This is a genomic window from Lentibacillus jeotgali, assembly GCF_000224785.1.
GTDB classification, from domain to species: domain Bacteria; phylum Bacillota; class Bacilli; order Bacillales; family Amphibacillaceae; genus Lentibacillus; species Lentibacillus jeotgali.
The window spans coordinates 140,592-157,926 of record NZ_AGAV01000003.1; the positions used below are offsets into that span (position 1 = coordinate 140,592).

Genomic DNA, 17,335 nt, shown 5'->3' on the forward strand with positions numbered 1-17,335 from the left:
GATACACGTTTTCAACTCAAAAAGCCGCATTTCCTAATATCAAAATACGGCTTGCTCCCTCAGGAATTTTTATTTATTTGTTCTATTTCCTTTTCTGCAAGTACCTCATTAGCTGCTTCAAGTTCTTTATGTTCATCTACCGAATCTCCAGCATAGTTATCCTCCTCTTTGAATGGATGATTGGCCTCAAGTCCACTCTGTACGCTTAATTCACCATCCATATTTGCCTGTGTCCGCTGTTTAAATGTTTTTTTGTTCTGTTTTTTCATGTTGTTCACCTCAAACATTAATTTCTGCAGGCGCTAACTTTTTATGCTAACCCTTGTTATACGATGCACATCGTATTACAATAATGCAAAGAGGTGAGAGTAAATATGGACCGTGAAATTATGAAAGGCAGTATTGACATATTATTGCTCAATTTGCTTAATGGAAACGATATGTATGGTTATGAAATGGTGAAAGTGCTGAAGGAAAAAAGTGAACAGCTTTATAACATGGGGGAAGGGACACTCTATCCAGCGCTTAAGCGCATGGAGAAAAAGAGATGGTTGCGTTCGTATTGGCATGAAACAGATCGTGGCCGCAGAAAGTATTATCAGATTACTGATGAAGGCCATGCTCAATTAACAAGAAAACTGGATGAATGGAATAGTGTTCATAATCTCATTACCAAAACATCCGGAGATCTGTCATGACAAAGATTGCAGATCATGTTGAAAAAGTCCTCGAACAATTGCAAAGTCCAAATGAAGAACGTGAGGAATTACGGGAAGAGCTTGTCAGTCATTTGGAGGAAACAAAACAGCAATACATCGATGATGGCTTAACGGAAAAAAAGGCTGAAGAGCGTGCATTAAAGGAGTTTGGCGATTTCAATAACATCGGTCATGAGATGCAGGAAGCGATGTATCCGTATCAGCGAGGGTTGTTATATGGAATTGGGCTGGGAACGATTTTATTTGGCGTTTTCTTTTATTTAGCCTCCGCATATTTGCTCCATGATCGGATTCCAGGCTGGTTGGCTATCCAGCTTTTGACAGGTGGAACGGTTACTCTGGCTGCTATCAATATTTCGTTTGTTGGCCGCTATTTTTATCTGGTCAATGTCATGCTGCTTATCAATGTTTTATGGAATGGAATTAATATTACGATAATGGAACTGAGACCCCAGTGGCAGGCAGTTTTTTTCAGTATTTATTTGCTGATTCTGATTGGAATAGGCCTTGTTGCGGTTATTCGAAATTCCTATTATTCGAGCGGCCCTACGGAAACAAAGCAGCAAAAGTGCGGACTTGTGCTGTTAAGTCATATTGTCAATTTGCTCTTTGGCCTGGTTGTTGCTGGTGTGAGTCTATTCTTCCTGTGGGCGCTGCTGGCTTTTTCCGAAGTGAAGGCTGACGTCATATTGACGTTGGTTCCCATTATTATTTGGTTGATTACCTATAAATTTCAGATGGGGTATATTTCTAAAAAGCCGCTTATTTCTATAGCAACAGGTCTTGGCTTTTCTGTGTTATCGATTGCATTGCCTTATACTATCCTTGGTTTGCTTTAGGGAGGTTTCTAAGATGTCACTAAAAATGAAAAATTTCAGCTTTATTACCGGAATTGTTCTTTTATTTTTTATCCTAAGGGGGGCAGGGTCATTTGCCGGCGCACCTGAGGGTTTTTCTGGATTCGGCCAATCAACTGACATCTCTCCTGATGACAGCGAACTTGTTTTTTCTTATTTTCATGGAGATGATGCTGCACTGTATACCGTCCCTGTCAGTGGAGGGGAAGCTGAACTTCTGGCAAAACCGGATGAAGGCAAATCATATATTAATCCTAAATTTTCCCCGGATGGCGATAAGATTGTTTTTGTCGAACAATGGGAGGAAGGAGAGAAGGAGCAAAAGCGGCGCTATAGTCAATTGCGTATAGTGGACCGGACGGATCAAACGGTTGAAATCTTGATGAATACACGTGACTATATAACAGAGGCGGCATTTTCGCCTGATGGTGAATTACTGTACTTTTTGAAAGCCGGGGTCTATAAAAATTATTCACCAATTACGTCCGAGCGGCCGCATGATTTTGATATGTTCCGTATGGATTTAAAAACAAAAGAAATCGAACAGCTAACGTCCAAAAAAGCCTATAGCATGTCATCGCTGGAGTTGTCATCGGACGGCGATCGGCTCATGTATAAAACATACGGAAATCGCGATCAGCTCGTTTTGCGTTCACTTAAAAATGGCAAGGAGGAGACTATTGTACCAGCGGGTGACTTTGCTTCCAAGGAACCGATTATTTCATCACCAACATTATCACCGGACGGGGAGCATGCTGTTTTTTCGGACGTCGCTGCGACAGACGAAAATGGCACATTTGTATACGAAGGGTTTCGGATGGATTTGGATACCAGACAGGCAGAACAAATTACGTCCTTTCATGAACATGTCTCAAGTCCGGTCTTTTTTCATAAACAGGATAAGCTGATCGTAACGATCAATAAAAATTTTGCCGGAGCCGACCCCGAATATAGCTATTGGCAAATCAGTGCAGACGGGGAGGAGCGAAACCGTATTACCATTGCGATGCCTGAAGAATGATGAGATTTAAAAAAGCCATATTTCCAATGTTAAGTGCGGCTAAAATAATTATTCTTTATAGCTGTCAGATGTTAATTCCTTTTTGGTATAAATATTAAAAAGTGTCCCCCAGTTTAATTAGCTGTATTATTTGATTTTTTTGTGTAAAATAGATTTGAGGAAAATGAAATATTTTGTTCACTTATACGCAGAAGGTTTAGGGGGCATTTAATTTGAAAATAGTTGGTATAGCCGGATCTGTTGTCGGCTCGAAAACACGGGTTGCCGTGCAGCAGATTTTAGATCATATAACTATTGAACATCAGGAAATTGAAACGAAATTGGTTGATTTAGGCGATTATGAGCTTGTTTTCAGTGATGGCAGGGATTATCGTGATTACAGCGGTGATACCAAAACGGCATTGGAAACAATAATGTCAGCAGATGCCTATATTATTGGAACACCGATTTTTCAGGCATCGATTCCGGGAACATTGAAAAACTTGTTTGATCTACTTCCAAACGAGGCCTTCCGAGACAAAGTTGTAGGCATTGTAGCAACAGCCGGTTCTTCCAAGCATTATTTAGTGCCGGAACATCAGCTGAAGCCTATCCTTTCATATATGAAAGCTGTTATTATACCAAAATATGTCTTTGTGGAAGAAAAAAGTTACTACCAGAAAAAAATTGTGAATGATGATGCAATATTCAGGCTGAACCAGCTGGCGGACGACCTTATCCATGGCGTTAACGTTTTCAGCGAAATCCAAAGGGAGAAGGATTCGGCTTTTCCGTTTTAGCGGGGGAGAGTAAAGGATTGTGCCATGATATAGAACGTTTCGGCATTAAAACTTGACAATATATAATTACTTTTAATAAGTTTATTACCAAATATAATCAAATAAATTGAATCCCGCCATAAATGATGATACGATACGCATGTTCAATACATCATTTCACAGGGGGAATACAAATGTTAAACATAGGAATTATACTAGGCAGTGTTCGTGAGGGGCGCAATGCGGAAGCTGTTACTAATTGGGTTCATGATTTTGCGGTGAAGCGTAACGATGATGTTACATATGAAATCGTGGATCTGGCTGATTATCAGCTGCCATTAATGGGAGCGCCGATTCCTGAAGCACAGAAGCAGGAAGCTCAAAGTGCTATTAAAGCCTGGTCGGAAAAAATGGCTTCTTTTGATGGCTATATCATTGTAGCGCCCGAATACAATCATGCTATAGGCGGTGCTCTTAAAAACGCATTGGATTACTTGAAACCAGAAGTTGCTGATAAAGCAGCAGGGCTTGTCGGCTATGGCAGTCTGGGTGGTGCGCGTGCACACGAAAATCTGCGTCTGATTTTTGGTGAGCTGCAAGTTGCAGATGTACAGACAGCCGTTACATTTTCATTGATGACTGACTTTGAAAACTTCAGTGTGTTCAAACCTGCCGAGTATCATGCAGATAATGCCAATAAAATGCTGGATCAGGTGATTGCATGGAGCGGTGCACTTAAACAAGTCCGGGAGAGTGTCGAAGCAGTGACTAACTAATCATAGATGTAATGGGAAATGTATAGGAGATGCATTTCCCGTTTTTTATTGTTAAATGCTACAGTTCATAATAGATTCGCTATAGTTCACAATTACAGTTGAGTTGGATGAATAATATTAGCGGCAGAGGGCAGTCAATCTACCTGAGAGTAGGGGCTCAGATATGTTATGCTATAACTAAATGACGAAGGGGACGTGTGACGGGTGGATATTCAAATTTTATACGAAGACAACCATCTTCTTGTGGTTGCAAAGCCAGTAAATATACCCGTACAAGGAGACAGCACAAGGGATAAAGATTTGCTGACTATGCTGAAAGAAGATATCAAAATCCGATACCAGAAACCTGGCAATGTCTATTTGGCACTCGTCCACCGGCTCGATCGTCCGGTAGGCGGCGTAATGGTGCTTGCCAAAACATCGAAAGCGGCATCACGCTTATCAGATGCAATACGTAGGGGAGCGTTTGAGAAAATATATCTAGCTGTAGTTCGGGGACGACCTTCCCAAATTCACGAGAGACTGGAGGACTTTTTGCTGAAGGATCATGGTGAAAATAAAGTCCATGTGGTTTCCTCAAAAACTAAAAAGGCGAAAAGAGCAGTGCTGGATTATGAGGTGATTGGGGAAAACGATGGTTTGAGTTTGCTATCGGTCAACCTCCATACAGGAAGACCGCATCAGATTCGTGTTCAGCTGGCGAATATCGGCTGCCCCATTTACGGTGACCAGAAATACGGCCAAAAGGTTAATAAACCGGGTCAGCAAATCGCACTATGGTCACATGGGCTGGCGTTTGAACATCCGACAAAAAAGGATATGACGAAAAGTGAATCCTTACCACCTAAAGAATACCCATGGAATCTTTGGCCTGGCTATTGTAAAAGGAGCTGATAACAGTGGGGAAAACATTGCATACATTTACGATCTCAACACATGAGAAGCAGTCATTCACCAATTTGGACCACTACTTGGAAAAGGCGTTGTCTGAGAGTGGGGTGCAGAATGGCATTATGGTCGTATACTGCCCGCACACAACCGGGGCCATTACCATCAATGAAAATGCTGACCCGGATGTTAAAACTGATCTTAAGCTTGGACTGGATAAGACATTTCCGAACAAACCGGAATATATCCATATGGAAGGCAATTCTGATGGACATATGAAGTCCTCGGTTGTTGGAGCCAGTGAAACGTTGATTATCTCTGAAGGTCGTCCGATTCTCGGTACATGGCAGAGCGTCTATTTCTGTGAGTTTGATGGACCAAGGACACGAACGGTTCATGTTAAAGTGTTGGAAGGTTAATAAAGGGTGATGATTAATGGGCAATAAATTAAAAATATCAGAACTCGCGGACGAAATGAGCATGCAACAAATGGATGAGCATTTTCAATTAATCAATAAGGAAACCGGTGAAGTCGTTTATATCATGGAGAACCTTGTCAGGATGGCAGAAGATGATGAACCATACGACCATTTACCAGATTGGCAGCAGGAGCAGATGGAATTGGCAATCGACTTTGTGGAATATGATATGGAGAAGTACTTGCCAATCCCGTCACAATTTGACATCGACGAATACGGAATGATAGAGGATTTTTGCTTTTCTATCAAGGACTCCAATGCACAGGACAAACTGCTGCATGCCATTCGCGGAAAAGGGGCCTTCAGACGGTTTAAAGATATGATTATCGACCTGGATCTGGAGAAAGATTGGTACGCCTATCGAGATGAACGCTACAAACAAGTAGCAATTGAATTTTGTGAGGATCATGGACTTGGATACATTGAATAAATGGGAGGATATTAATGAGCCGTCAAAAAATAGAGAAAATGGCTCGCTGGCATGCGACCGAACTCCTTAAGGAAAAGGGGTATATCAGTCCAGTGGATCTTTTAGTAAGAATGGATCGTCTGAGCCCAAAGCAAGTGAAGAATTGGCGTCTGAAAAGAATTCCTTACCTTGAGCGGGTTACGGTAGGAGGGCTGGGAAAGATGAATTACATCTTGAAAACGCTGAAGAAGTTTGCGAAAGAACAAGAACTTAAACCTTCGAAAACAGTTTATAAATCCTGGGGTAAAGGCCCGAAAAAAACATTTACACTTTTCCAAAACCGGAAATCCGTCTATTGAAGAAATGTATACCACTCATTATGTGGCCAAGCGTGTTCGGAATAAATAAATTAAGGGGAGATTGTAGATGGCAGAATTAAATGAATTGCAGTCAAAAGAGGAATTGGAACGGGCATGGGAACACTCAATGGAAAAACCGGCTCTGTTTTTTAAGCATAGCACGACTTGTCCGATTAGTGCTGGTGCGTTTGAACAATATCAGACGTTTCTCGAATCCGCAGGCGATGATTTGGATGTTTATATGGTCAAAGTGATCGAGAACAGGGACATATCCAACCAGATAGCTGAAGAAACGGGTGTCAAGCATGAATCACCGCAAATTTTTCTAGTTCAAAACAAAGAAGTGCTTTGGCACACCTCCCATTCAAAGATTACGACGAATTCGATAAACCAGGCACTGCAAAAAACGATGTAGGCAGGCTGCTGCATTCTTCCTTTGCAGCAGTTTATTTTTTTGGAGGAAGGACTATAAGCTCGAGAGCGGAAACTTCAGCCGGTAGTTCAAAACTTCAGCCCGAGGGCGGAAACTTCAACTCGAAATCAAGAACTTCAGCTCGAGAGCAAAAACTTCAGCATAAAATCCAAAACTTCATCGAAATGCAGCAACCGTCCAAAGTTTACCCCCGGTGATGTCCGCTGTATCCTGAAAGCCCGGCACCATGTATAATCCCATTCTTTTCAGCCAAACTATAACTAACCAGCATTGGAAAGGATGGGTATGAAGTTATGGTTTATTTAAAAACATTGGGCATTAAAGCGATTGCAATCGGTATTACCGTATTCTCGCTTTTTGGCATTTTTTATAATGCAGATGTCGTGAATTTATTTTGGATCAGTATACTGACGACTGGGATATCCTTCCTCATCGGCGATTTGTTTGTGCTTCGCAGATTTGGCAATATTACAGCTTCGATTGCGGACTTCCCTTTGGCGTTTCTGTCACTTTGGGCGCTGGGAGGGCTTTTAATCGAAGCGAGTATCCCGATAGTTACAACTTCAGTTATGGGAGCATTTTTCATTACGTGCTGCGAACCGTTCATTCACACATATATGACTGAGAACCTTGAAGAAGAAAAGTTTGAAGAAAGAGAAGCATCGCCCGCGACTGGCCAGCTGCAGACTGAATTTGCAGAGGAATTTGAGAAGGAGACATTGACTGATGAAAAAGAAAATCATCGTGACCGGTAAAATTTATTCTTAAAGCTTTTGAAACTTCTCCCCTTTATTAATCGTACAGTAGAGTAATAATCATTTTCATTTCTTATATAAGTCATGTATCATGATAAATGAAGCATTTTTTTATTGAAGAATCATCATTACAGTGATATGTGATATTCTAGCGATTATTAGGGGGAGAAAAAATTGGATGTCTTCGATGGAGGGTCAAATGGTTCCAATCGGCGTAACATAACGTGGAATAAAAAATATAATTGGATTGGATACCTGATACTTGCAATTATTCTGGTAGTAATTGCAGGTTTATTTGCACTGCAGCTGATTACGGATTACATCTGGATGGATTCACTTAATTTTTCAGGTGTTTTTACGACCATATTAACAAGTAAAGTGCTGCTAGGCGTAACTGGCTTTGTTTTGTTTACGCTCAGCACATTTTTTACGGTTTATTGGATTCGCCGGTCGTACCTGAAATATTTTGATTCAGGTCAGTTACCACCGGTTATGAGAAAAGGAAAAGTTATGATGCTGCTTATGCTTGGCATTTCGGCGGTTGTCGGGCTGTTTGGAAGCAGTATTGTACAAGGTGTCGGCTGGGAACGTGCGCTGAAGTTTCTTAACTATGCGTCATTTGGGCAGGCTGATCCGTATTTTGGTCTGGATATTTCCTTTTACATATATGTCTTGCCAGTGCTTAATTTAATTGTTTATGTCCTGATGGGCCTAAGTATCTTTTTCTTCCTGGTGGAAATCGGTGCTTATTCAGTTTTTCACATGTATAGAAAAAGCCGGCCTGCCCAATTGCACCTGGGGTCTACGCTTGGCTTTATCGGGCTGCTATTAACAGGCTATCATCTTTTGCAGCCGTTTGGCACACTATCGTCAACACAGGTTAATTTGTTTCAGGAAAGTGTTGTAAATGGCTTAAGTTATACGGATGATGTCATCAATATTCCGAAGGCATACATTCTGGCTGCTGTGGCAGTCATTATGACAATCTGGATGATCATAAAGCTTGTTAGGGGCAACATTCAGACAATGCTGACCCCAATTGCCATCTATATCGGATTGGTTATCGTCGGCCAAGGGGCTTCTTTGGCGGTGCAGAATTTTGTGGTTTCCCCGAATGAATTTGCCATGGAAGAACCATACTTGGACGATAATTTAAATTTTACCAAAGCAGCATATAATTTAAATAACATTAACGTGCAAGAGCACCCGGGAAATAATTCACTGGATGCGGAAATGGTGGAACGGAACTCAGGAACAATTGATAATGTCCGCATGAATGATGTCCGTCCACTGCTTGATGTCTACAATCAGGTCCAGACATTCCGCACGTATTATGAATTCAATGACGTCGATGTTGACCGTTATCAAATCGACGGTGAATACGAGCAGGTATTTCTGGGGGCAAGAGAATTGGATACGTCCGATTTGCCTGACCAGGCGAAAACGTGGGTTAACCATAACTTAAGGTATACACATGGATACGGGGTTACGATGAGCCATGTCAATAAAGTGACAGCACAAGGCCAGCCGGAATATATGCTCAAGGATATTCCGCCTGAAGGGGTCATGGATATCAGCCGGCCGCAAGTATACTTCGGTGAGGAAAATTCACCGAATGTTATTACCAATAGCGCGGTGGAGGAATTTGATTACCCGTCAGGTGATGAAAATGTCAATACAGAATACGAAGCCGATAAAGGGATTCAGCTGAGCGGCATAAACCGTCTGTTATTTGCGCTGAGTGAAGGCAATTTCAGAATGCTTGTATCTGACCAGATAACAGAAGACAGCCAACTGCTTGCCACGAGGAATATCATGGATCGTGTAAATCGAATCGCACCGTTTTTCAATTATGATGAGGATCCTTATTTAGTTGTGCGAGAAGACGGTAGTATGGTCTGGATGATTGATGCTTATCTGAATGCTGAAAATTATCCGTACTCCGAGCCTTTTGAGGGTGAAAAGAATTATATCCGAAACTCTGTAAAGGTAACCGTCGATGCCTATTCGGGTGAAGTGAATTTTTATGCTGCCAATCCGGAAGATCCGTTATTGCAAACATTCCAGAACATATTCCCTGATTTGATTACGGAAGAGGTGCCTGAAGATATTCGTAATCATTTCCGTTACCCGACAGAGCTGTTTAAGATTCAGGCTAAGAAGTATGGCACATATCACATGTCTGATTTACAGGTATTTTACAATCGTGAAGACACATGGCAATTTCCGACAGAGCGTTATTTTAATGAGGACATTGAAATGGAACCTTATTATACCACGATGAAATTGCCGAATCAGGAAGAGGAAGAATTTATCCAGATGATTCCATATACACCGAAAAACAGGCAAAACATGATTGCCTGGATGGGTGTACGAAACGACGGGGAAAATTATGGTGAGATGTTTGTCTACGAGTTCCCTAAACAGCGAAATATTTACGGACCACAGCAAATTGAAAACCGGATTAATCAGGATAGTGAGATATCCCAGGAATTAAACTTGTGGTCCCAGGGCGGGTCAGAAGTCATAAGGGGCAACTTGCTGGCTATACCGATTGAAGATACGATTATTTACGTCGAGCCGATTTACATCGAGTCCAATAATGAGACATCACTGCCGGAAGTAAAACGGGTAGTTGTGGCTTATGGTGATCATATTGTGATGGAAGCAAACTTTGACAAAGCACTTCAGGAGATACTGAATATTGTTGACTCTGATAGTCAGGGTGACGGACAGCAGGAAGATGGGGAAGGCCAGGAGAATGAACAAGGTGAACAGCAGGATCCGTCAGATCCAATTATGGAAGCAGAGCAGCAATTACAGGAGTTTTCCGATCTGTTTGACTCATATCAGCAAGCCTTGTCTGAAGGCAATTGGCAAGAAGCTGCAGATATCATGAGCGAATTGGAAAGCAAATTGGATGAAATCCAGTCATCTGATGGTGCAGGTAATGCTGATTCCTCTGGTAACCCTGATGGCTCCCAGCCGCCTGATGAGAATGCCGGATCATCGGATAACCAGGAAGAATAGAATAAAACACATCAAAAATCGGGATGCGCAGAGAGGCGGGTCCCGATTTTTCTTTATGCCCCATTGATTGAAACCTCACTTATCCAAGGATGTAAAAGACGGTAAAGACCGGATAGGCTGGTTGCGAGCTTAATAGCAGTTAAAGAGAAACTGCTGCAGCTATCACAAAAAGAATGGTATATAGAAGAAGCAACTCAGGTCTCCTTTCCTGCGACTTTTGACATTATACCCTATCGAAAGTAGAGTTAATCATAAATATATTGACCATAATGGCTTACCGTTGCGATGAAATCGGCCAATGCGGTCTAAAAGGATGGTATTTGAATAACGATGATATAAGGGGGAGTGGGCAAATGACACTTTTAAAAACGGAAAATCTCACAAAAATGTTTGGACATTTCAAAGCGGTGGATGAGATTAATATTGACGTTAAGGAAGGGGAAGTTTACGGTTTTATCGGTCCCAATGGAGCAGGGAAGTCAACGACCATTCGCGTTTTGCTTGGCATGCTGAAGGCAACAAGTGGGCATGCATCCATATTTGGTAAAGATGTCTGGAAGGATGCAGTGGATATCCATAAGCGGATTGCCTATGTCCCGGGTGATGTGAATTTGTGGCCGAATTTGACCGGCGGCGAGGTTATTGATCTATTCATGAAGCTGCGCGGCGGTTCAGTGAACAAACAAAAGCGTGAGGAATTAATACAAAAGTTCAGTTTTGACCCATCAAAAAAGTGCAGGACCTACTCAAAGGGAAATCGGCAAAAGGTTTCACTGATTGCGGCATTTGTTTCCGATGTTGATCTGTATATTCTTGATGAGCCGACATCCGGACTTGATCCCTTAATGGAGCGCACGTTTCAGGAGTGTGTGATGAAAGCAAAAGTTGAAGGAAAAAGCATTCTGCTCTCAAGTCATATCTTATCAGAAGTGGAGCGGCTCTGTGACTGTGTAGGCATTATCCGGGATGGAAAAATTATTGAGTCAGGGTCCATGGATGAATTGCGTCATTTAACACGAACCAATCTGAAAGTGGAAACAAAACAGCCGATCACCGCTTTGGATGAGATGACAGGCATTCATAATGTTGAACGAAAAGAACATATGCTGTCCTTGCAAGTCGACACCGAGAATCTGGATGACGTTATACGGCATATTAGCCAGTTCGGGGTCGCCAAGCTTGAAAGTGCTCCACCGACATTGGAAGACTTATTTATGCGGCATTACGAGGGGGATGGAGGTGAATCCTGATGGGTAAGCAGTCTTTCGCCAATACTGGAAAACGTGGCAATTGGGCTCACGATTGCAGGCATGTTTGGCTATCGCAAGCGAGATACTCATTGATAGCAGTATAAAGCCCCCACCATTGCTAAGTGGGGGCTGAGGGTAGTTCGACGTCGCTAAACGAGCGCTTTCACCTTTGTTCACAATGAAAGCTAATTGTAACAATTTGAGCGGGAAATTTGTGAACTTGAGCAGAATTTGTGACAACATGAGCCGATTTCTGGCTATTTGAGCCGATTTTGTGACAACATGAGCCGATCCAATAATTTGCATGCAGGACCTGACAGAAGAGAATGCTAAGCGGCGCCCAAACCCCTTATGCATTTAAGGCATAAAGGGGTTCTTACTTGCTGTTAAGAAAGCATAAACACTAAACAGCGCTGGTGTCTTTATTTTAATATGGATCAGCGTCTTTTCCTTTTTCAACGGCCTTATCTGGTGCTTTTTCTGCATCCTTGTTGCCGAGTGGATTCTTGCTTGAACTGTTGTTATCCTTCATCTTTTTGGCTGCTTCTTCCAGCCCTTCACGCAGCCGCCGTCCGTATTCCTCGTCTGCTTCTTCGGCAAGGGCCATCATTTTATCTTGTATTACCTGGGTACATTCAGAAAGATCGCCGATGAGGTTCGAAATCAATTCATCTTTTTCCCAATCATCAAACCAGCGGAAAGTATCACCGGCCTGTTTGGTATTATCGTTGCGCTCAATTGATTCCCTGACAAGATTCCCTTCGACTTTCGGAGTGTACTCCTTGCCGACTTGCTCCGCTTCCTTATAGTTCCCTAACGATGATGGCTCATAATTGATATGCGGGTTCTTTTTGGAAGAGCGTTCAGGCTCATAACGCATGGTCCCGCCTTCCTGATTGGTTGCAACACGTTTTTGGGCCGCGTTGATTGGAACTTGCAGATAATTGGCGCCCACCCGGTAACGCTGGGTATCGGAATAGGAGAACGTTCGTCCCTGGAGCATTTTGTCATCCGAAAAGTCAAGCCCGTCAACAAGCACCCCGGTACCGAATGCGGATTGCTCGACTTCCGTAAAATAATCCTCCGGGTTTTTGTTCAATACCATTCGTCCGACCGGCAGCCATGGAAATTGATCCTCCGGCCATATTTTTGTGTCGTCAAGCGGATCAAAGTCCAGCTCAGGATGCTCGCCATCATTCATGATCTGTACATACAGTTCCCACTCCGGGTAATCGCCGCGTTCAATTGCGTCGTACAGATCCTGTGTGGCGTGATTGAAGTTTTCGCCCTGGATTTCGTTTGCTTCCTTGACCGTCAAATTTTTAATGCCTTCTTTCGGTTCCCAGTGGTATTTGACAAGCACTGCTTCACCATCGTCGTTAACCCACTTATACGTGTTGACACCAGACCCCTGCATCATCCGGTAATTTGCCGGGATGCCCCATGGGGAATACATAAATGTCACCATATGAAAGGACTCCGGTGAATTCGAGCAGAAATCAAAGAAGCGCTGGCTGTCTTGAATATTGGTTATCGGGTCAGGTCTGAAGGCATGAATCATATCTGGAAACTTCATCGCATCACGGATGAAAAAGATTTTGATATTGTTTCCGACTAAATCCCAGTTACCGTCCTCCGTGTAAAACTTAACGGCGAACCCGCGCGGATCTCTGAGTGTTTCCGGCGAATGCGTACCATGGACGACTGTGGAAAAACGGACAAATACAGGTGTCTGTTTGCCTTTTTCCTGAAAAACCTTTGCCCGTGTATATTTGGAAACAGGCTCATCACCCGCCATTCCATACGTCTCAAAGTAACCGTGGGCGCCGGCACCACGGGCATGGACGATACGTTCAGGCACTTTCTCCCGATCAAAATGACTGATTTTTTCAATGAAATCATAGTTTTCCAGTGTGGCAGGGCCCCGATTGTTTATCGTACGGATGTTTTGATTGTTCGTGACAGGGTGCCCCTGTCTGTTAGTCAGCGTGTCGTCATTCTCATTGTTTGTCTGATGTTTCCGATTATGGTCTTCAGCCATTTATATCATCCTCCATCATGTTTATGTATTTACGTTATTCATTTTGTCCAATAACAACTAAATTAATCCACTTCCTGGCGCTTGTCTTTAACAAATGTGAAAACCAACCCCTAATGCATTTGCCGTTATTACACAAGTGAAACTATCTCTGAATCTTTTTTTCAGGATCAACGTATATATAATTAGGAGAAAAGAGGGTATCTAAATGAATGCTTATGAACAAAAGGTTTATGAGGAACTGACAAGATGGCGGCGAGAGGTACTAAAAAAATCAGGTCTTTTTACACAAATCTCTAAGAAGACCCAGACAAAATTAAATGGAATGATTCCTGAGAGAGCCCATCGGATTATAACGGAAAGTATTAAAAATATGGTGAAAGCAACCTTGGTCGGGTCTAATATCACCACAAAAAAGCAACAATCAGCAGGTCTTAGCCTTAGTGAAAAGGATCAACTGCTGAAGGAAAAGCTCACATCTTACCGTAAAACGGCTGTGGTTGAAGGTGCTGGGACAGGTGCAGGTGGTTTTTTGCTGGGTCTTGCCGATTTCCCCATGCTTTTATCGATAAAAATGAAGTTTCTGTTTGAGACAGCAGCAATTTATGGCTATGATACACGGCAATATGAGGAGCGGCTGTTTATCCTCCATGTATTTCAGCTTGCCTTCTCCAGCGAGGCCAGAAGGAAGGAAACCTTTTATATACTTGAACATTGGGAATCAGAAAAGGAAAAACTCGCCGATATGGATTGGCGGGTGTTTCAGCAAGAGTACCGGGATTATATTGATTTAATTAAAATGCTGCAGCTTGTACCAGGGTTTGGCGCCATTGTCGGGGCCTATGCAAACCATAATTTGCTCGATACGTTAGGGGAAACGGCAATGAATGCGTATCGGATGCGTTTGTTGACAACACAGCCATTGGATTATTAGGGGGTGCATTCACGCGACCCCAATAAATATCAAAAAAGCCGTGGTCTTCATTAAGATGCGGCTTTCATAGGTCTGAAAACGTCTTATAGCAATTGAATTGATACTGTTTTTTCGTCGACCTGCTCATAGCTTTTAATCAGCCCTTTTTCTAAGATGTCATTTTTCGGTATAACTTTCTGACGAATGGTTATATCGATAGGACTTCCAAACGGGAAAACGTCCATTTCGACTGTTTCGTCATCTTTCCAGTAAATACCTACTTTATTTGTATGAAAAAAAGTAAGCATCTGTGGCACAGGAATCCCCTCTTTGAATAACGGATGCTCGTTTTCTTTAGACGTTCCTGGTTCGTTCAGACAAATATATAATGATAGACTGTCTAAGAACTGCAATAACCCATAATGGACATCAAATATTTCATTATCATAATTTTCAAGGGATCCAATGATCTGCTGCTGACGCTTCCGTTCATTCTGGACAAACAACTGGGATTCTTCTTTCGGATCATCAATTAGGAAACGTGCATAATGCTCGCTGCATAACAAGGCGGCATATAAATCATATTTTTCTACTTCATCAACCCCGTGTTTGTAAAAAACGGTTTTAGCGGAATTAGGAATATCAGTAAACATATATGGTTCTTGTTTTTGGTCATTCCAGAATGGCTGTTTGTCCATCATCTTCCATGCGTAGTCATGGTTTTCAATGGCGTATAGGACGGATTGCTTCCATGTCTCCTCTATAAAAAACGAATCTTTCAGGTTGGCTGCCAATTGACCGGAAATCCGCGCATGATGATCCTGTTCAATCATAACGTACTGATTTTGGCGTTCTCTTACAATCATAAGTAACACCCCTTTTGTCTTTAGTATACAAAAATATGGGTAGGTTTTAAAATAGAATCTTGTCAACAGTGTCAAAAAGCGGTATAATACTTACATAAAGTAACTTAATTTAAAAAAATAACTTAAAGAGGAAGAGTTGACTATATTGGAAAAGAAATTTTTTGAAAAGCGAACGACATATGTTGGTGAAGTGAATATAAATGTAACAGATCTGGACCAGGCATTGTCGTTTTATCAGCATGTCATTGGATTTAATATTCTAGAACAAACTGACCGGAAAGCTGTCTTAACAGCCGATGGAAAAACACCTCTGTTGACATTGGTACAGCCGGCAGCCCCCTTGCCGAAAGAAGAAAGGACAAGCGGGTTATTTCATTTTGCTATCCTGCTGCCGTCGCGAGCTGATCTTTCTAGCTTCCTGAGACACATCGCCAAGGCAGGTGCGCGTCTTGGAGCATCCGATCATTTAGTAAGTGAGGCATTGTATTTGAATGACCCTGACGGAAATGGAATTGAAGTGTATCATGATCGTCCATCCAGTGAATGGAGCTGGTCCAACGGGCAGGTCACCATGTCGACTGAACCATTGGATGCTGACAGTTTGCTTGCAGAAAGTGATCAGGAGTGGAAAGGATTACCTGAAGAAACAGTTATGGGGCATATTCATCTGCATGTGGCGAATCTTAAAAGTACCGAAAAATTTTATGCCGATGGTCTTGGCTTCCAGGTTGTGACTAACTATCCCGGCGCATTATTCACGTCAACCGGGGGCTATCATCATCACATCGGCCTGAATATTTGGAACGGGGAAAATGCCCCGGTACCGTCTGACAATAGTGCCGGTCTCAACTGGTACTCGCTTATTTTCCCTGATAATGAGAGCAGGGAAGAAAAAGTCAACAACCTGGAGCGTGCCGGCGTAAGCATTCAGCAGGAAAATAATGCTTACATCGTAAACGATCCATCTGGAAATGAAATTCATCTGCTGCTGGCAGATTAAAAAAGCGTTCGGAACATTTCCGAACGACTTTTTAATCTGGGGAATATGGTGTTTGAAAAAGCCCAAGTTACAGCCCATCTGGTCGTGCTTAGAGAGTGTTATACCATTCAGCGGCTGCTTTCACTTCGCCCATTGATAATTGATGACCCATGTTTTCCCAATGAAGATCTACATTGGCCCCTGCATTTTTCAGCAAGGATTTGAGATCCTCTGATTCCTCGGCTGAACATATCGGATCATTGGTGCCAGCACCGATAAAGACATTTTTCCCGGAGAGGTTAGGCAATTCAATTCCGCGTCTCGGTACCATCGGGTGGTGCAGGATAGCGGCTTTTAAGGAATCCTGATAATGGAATAGCAGGCTTCCTGCAATATTGGCGCCGTTGGAATAGCCGACTGCGACTATATTATTACGGTCAAAGCCGTGTTCCTCTGCTGCCTCATCAAGAAAATCATACAGTTCCTTCGTCCGAGCAATCAGATCTTCTTCATCGAATACACCTTCTGCCAGCCGTTTGAAAAAGCGCGGCATTCCGCCTTCCGTTACGTTTCCCCGGACACTAAGCACGTTGGCATCTTCATCGATTTCACCGGCAAGCGGCAGCAGATCCTGCTCAGTGCCCCCTGTTCCGTGAAGTAACAACAGAGTTGGCTTTGTCTGATCATTTCCTTTTTGAAAGATATGTTTCATGATAAGTCTCCTTACGTGTTTCATTGATTTTGAATCTATAATTTCAGTTTCCACCAGTTACGCTTTTAACCTTGATGACGTTGTTGTGAACTT

19 protein-coding genes are annotated in these 17,335 nt (G+C 42.5%); 15 read left to right on the forward strand and 4 right to left on the reverse strand.

Annotation, left to right across the window (positions count from 1 at the left end):
- Window positions 1-59: 59 nt before the first annotated feature.
- Window positions 60-269: a hypothetical protein gene (locus ON01_RS01135; RefSeq protein WP_010529169.1), complete on the reverse strand. Its 210-nt coding sequence runs from the start codon at window positions 267-269 to the stop codon at window positions 60-62.
- 105 nt (window positions 270-374) lie between these two features.
- On the opposite strand from ON01_RS01135, the gene ON01_RS01140 reads away from it, so the two are divergent.
- The 13 genes from ON01_RS01140 (at window position 375) to ON01_RS01200 (ending at window position 11,734) form a co-directional block, all read left to right on the forward strand.
- Complete coding sequence (locus ON01_RS01140; RefSeq protein WP_010529170.1) at window positions 375-698, forward strand: PadR family transcriptional regulator; 324 nt, start codon at window positions 375-377, stop codon at window positions 696-698.
- Entirely contained in the window at window positions 695-1,558 is an 864-nt protein-coding gene (locus tag ON01_RS01145) for a permease prefix domain 1-containing protein (RefSeq protein WP_010529171.1), read from the forward strand. The genes ON01_RS01140 and ON01_RS01145 overlap by 4 nt, the downstream gene beginning before the upstream one ends.
- A 13-nt stretch (window positions 1,559-1,571) precedes the next feature.
- Complete coding sequence (locus ON01_RS01150) at window positions 1,572-2,597, forward strand: TolB family protein (protein WP_010529172.1); 1,026 nt, start codon at window positions 1,572-1,574, stop codon at window positions 2,595-2,597.
- Window positions 2,598-2,809: 212 nt separating this feature from the next.
- The gene (locus ON01_RS01155) at window positions 2,810-3,376 is read left to right on the forward strand and encodes an NADPH-dependent FMN reductase (RefSeq protein ID WP_010529173.1); all 567 of its coding nucleotides are present in this window, start codon (window positions 2,810-2,812) and stop codon (window positions 3,374-3,376) included.
- 173 nt (window positions 3,377-3,549) lie between these two features.
- Entirely contained in the window at window positions 3,550-4,131 is a 582-nt protein-coding gene (locus ON01_RS01160; RefSeq protein WP_010529174.1) for an NADPH-dependent FMN reductase, read from the forward strand.
- Between the two features lie 204 nt (window positions 4,132-4,335).
- The gene (locus ON01_RS01165; protein ID WP_010529175.1) at window positions 4,336-5,025 is read left to right on the forward strand and encodes an RluA family pseudouridine synthase; all 690 of its coding nucleotides are present in this window, start codon (window positions 4,336-4,338) and stop codon (window positions 5,023-5,025) included.
- Between the two features lie 5 nt (window positions 5,026-5,030).
- Window positions 5,031-5,438, forward strand: coding sequence for a secondary thiamine-phosphate synthase enzyme YjbQ (locus ON01_RS01170; protein WP_010529176.1), 408 nt, complete (start codon window positions 5,031-5,033; stop codon window positions 5,436-5,438).
- Between the two features lie 16 nt (window positions 5,439-5,454).
- Window positions 5,455-5,928, forward strand: a complete 474-nt coding sequence (locus tag ON01_RS01175; RefSeq protein WP_010529177.1) for a UPF0158 family protein — start codon at window positions 5,455-5,457, stop codon at window positions 5,926-5,928.
- A gap of 14 nt (window positions 5,929-5,942) precedes the next feature.
- Complete coding sequence (locus ON01_RS01180; RefSeq protein WP_010529178.1) at window positions 5,943-6,266, forward strand: hypothetical protein; 324 nt, start codon at window positions 5,943-5,945, stop codon at window positions 6,264-6,266.
- Window positions 6,267-6,333: 67 nt separating this feature from the next.
- Window positions 6,334-6,681, forward strand: coding sequence for a bacillithiol system redox-active protein YtxJ (gene ytxJ, locus ON01_RS01185; RefSeq protein ID WP_010529179.1), 348 nt, complete (start codon window positions 6,334-6,336; stop codon window positions 6,679-6,681).
- A 311-nt stretch (window positions 6,682-6,992) separates the two neighbouring features.
- Window positions 6,993-7,454, forward strand: a complete 462-nt coding sequence (locus ON01_RS01190) for a DUF2512 family protein (RefSeq protein ID WP_010529180.1) — start codon at window positions 6,993-6,995, stop codon at window positions 7,452-7,454.
- Between the two features lie 174 nt (window positions 7,455-7,628).
- Window positions 7,629-10,484 (forward strand): UPF0182 family membrane protein, encoded by a 2,856-nt coding sequence (locus tag ON01_RS01195; protein ID WP_010529181.1) that lies wholly within the window; start codon window positions 7,629-7,631, stop codon window positions 10,482-10,484.
- 353 nt (window positions 10,485-10,837) lie between these two features.
- Entirely contained in the window at window positions 10,838-11,734 is an 897-nt protein-coding gene (locus ON01_RS01200; RefSeq protein ID WP_010529182.1) for an ABC transporter ATP-binding protein, read from the forward strand.
- 427 nt (window positions 11,735-12,161) lie between these two features.
- Here ON01_RS01200 and ON01_RS01205 read toward each other — a convergent pair whose 3' ends face one another.
- Window positions 12,162-13,775, reverse strand: a complete 1,614-nt coding sequence (locus ON01_RS01205; RefSeq protein WP_010529183.1) for a catalase — start codon at window positions 13,773-13,775, stop codon at window positions 12,162-12,164.
- Window positions 13,776-13,980: 205 nt separating this feature from the next.
- Between ON01_RS01205 and ON01_RS01210 the strand changes: the two genes are divergently transcribed.
- A complete protein-coding gene (locus tag ON01_RS01210; protein ID WP_010529184.1) occupies window positions 13,981-14,706 on the forward strand; it encodes an EcsC family protein in 726 nt (241 codons plus the stop codon).
- A gap of 83 nt (window positions 14,707-14,789) precedes the next feature.
- Here ON01_RS01210 and ON01_RS01215 read toward each other — a convergent pair whose 3' ends face one another.
- A complete protein-coding gene (locus ON01_RS01215) occupies window positions 14,790-15,551 on the reverse strand; it encodes a DUF3891 family protein (protein WP_010529185.1) in 762 nt (253 codons plus the stop codon).
- A 145-nt stretch (window positions 15,552-15,696) separates the two neighbouring features.
- On the opposite strand from ON01_RS01215, the gene ON01_RS01220 reads away from it, so the two are divergent.
- Window positions 15,697-16,551, forward strand: a complete 855-nt coding sequence (locus ON01_RS01220) for a VOC family protein (protein ID WP_010529186.1) — start codon at window positions 15,697-15,699, stop codon at window positions 16,549-16,551.
- An 88-nt stretch (window positions 16,552-16,639) separates the two neighbouring features.
- Here ON01_RS01220 and ON01_RS01225 read toward each other — a convergent pair whose 3' ends face one another.
- The gene (locus tag ON01_RS01225; RefSeq protein WP_029328936.1) at window positions 16,640-17,245 is read right to left on the reverse strand and encodes an alpha/beta hydrolase; all 606 of its coding nucleotides are present in this window, start codon (window positions 17,243-17,245) and stop codon (window positions 16,640-16,642) included.
- Window positions 17,246-17,335: the final 90 nt, after the last annotated feature.

Bases quoted from the DNA above. Each gene is read 5' to 3' on its own strand.
- ON01_RS01135 (WP_010529169.1), bottom strand. From the start codon at position 269: ATGAAAAAACAGAACAAAAAAACATTTAAACAGCGGACACAGGCAAAT.
- ON01_RS01140 (WP_010529170.1), top strand. From the start codon at position 375: ATGGACCGTGAAATTATGAAAGGCAGTATTGACATATTATTGCTCAAT.
- ON01_RS01145 (WP_010529171.1), top strand. From the start codon at position 695: ATGACAAAGATTGCAGATCATGTTGAAAAAGTCCTCGAACAATTGCAA.
- ON01_RS01150 (WP_010529172.1), top strand. From the start codon at position 1,572: ATGTCACTAAAAATGAAAAATTTCAGCTTTATTACCGGAATTGTTCTT.
- ON01_RS01160 (WP_010529174.1), top strand. From the start codon at position 3,550: ATGTTAAACATAGGAATTATACTAGGCAGTGTTCGTGAGGGGCGCAAT.
- ON01_RS01175 (WP_010529177.1), top strand. From the start codon at position 5,455: ATGGGCAATAAATTAAAAATATCAGAACTCGCGGACGAAATGAGCATG.
- ON01_RS01180 (WP_010529178.1), top strand. From the start codon at position 5,943: ATGAGCCGTCAAAAAATAGAGAAAATGGCTCGCTGGCATGCGACCGAA.
- ytxJ (WP_010529179.1), top strand. From the start codon at position 6,334: ATGGCAGAATTAAATGAATTGCAGTCAAAAGAGGAATTGGAACGGGCA.
- ON01_RS01190 (WP_010529180.1), top strand. From the start codon at position 6,993: ATGGTTTATTTAAAAACATTGGGCATTAAAGCGATTGCAATCGGTATT.
- ON01_RS01200 (WP_010529182.1), top strand. From the start codon at position 10,838: ATGACACTTTTAAAAACGGAAAATCTCACAAAAATGTTTGGACATTTC.
- ON01_RS01205 (WP_010529183.1), bottom strand. From the start codon at position 13,775: ATGGCTGAAGACCATAATCGGAAACATCAGACAAACAATGAGAATGAC.
- ON01_RS01210 (WP_010529184.1), top strand. From the start codon at position 13,981: ATGAATGCTTATGAACAAAAGGTTTATGAGGAACTGACAAGATGGCGG.
- ON01_RS01215 (WP_010529185.1), bottom strand. From the start codon at position 15,551: ATGATTGTAAGAGAACGCCAAAATCAGTACGTTATGATTGAACAGGAT.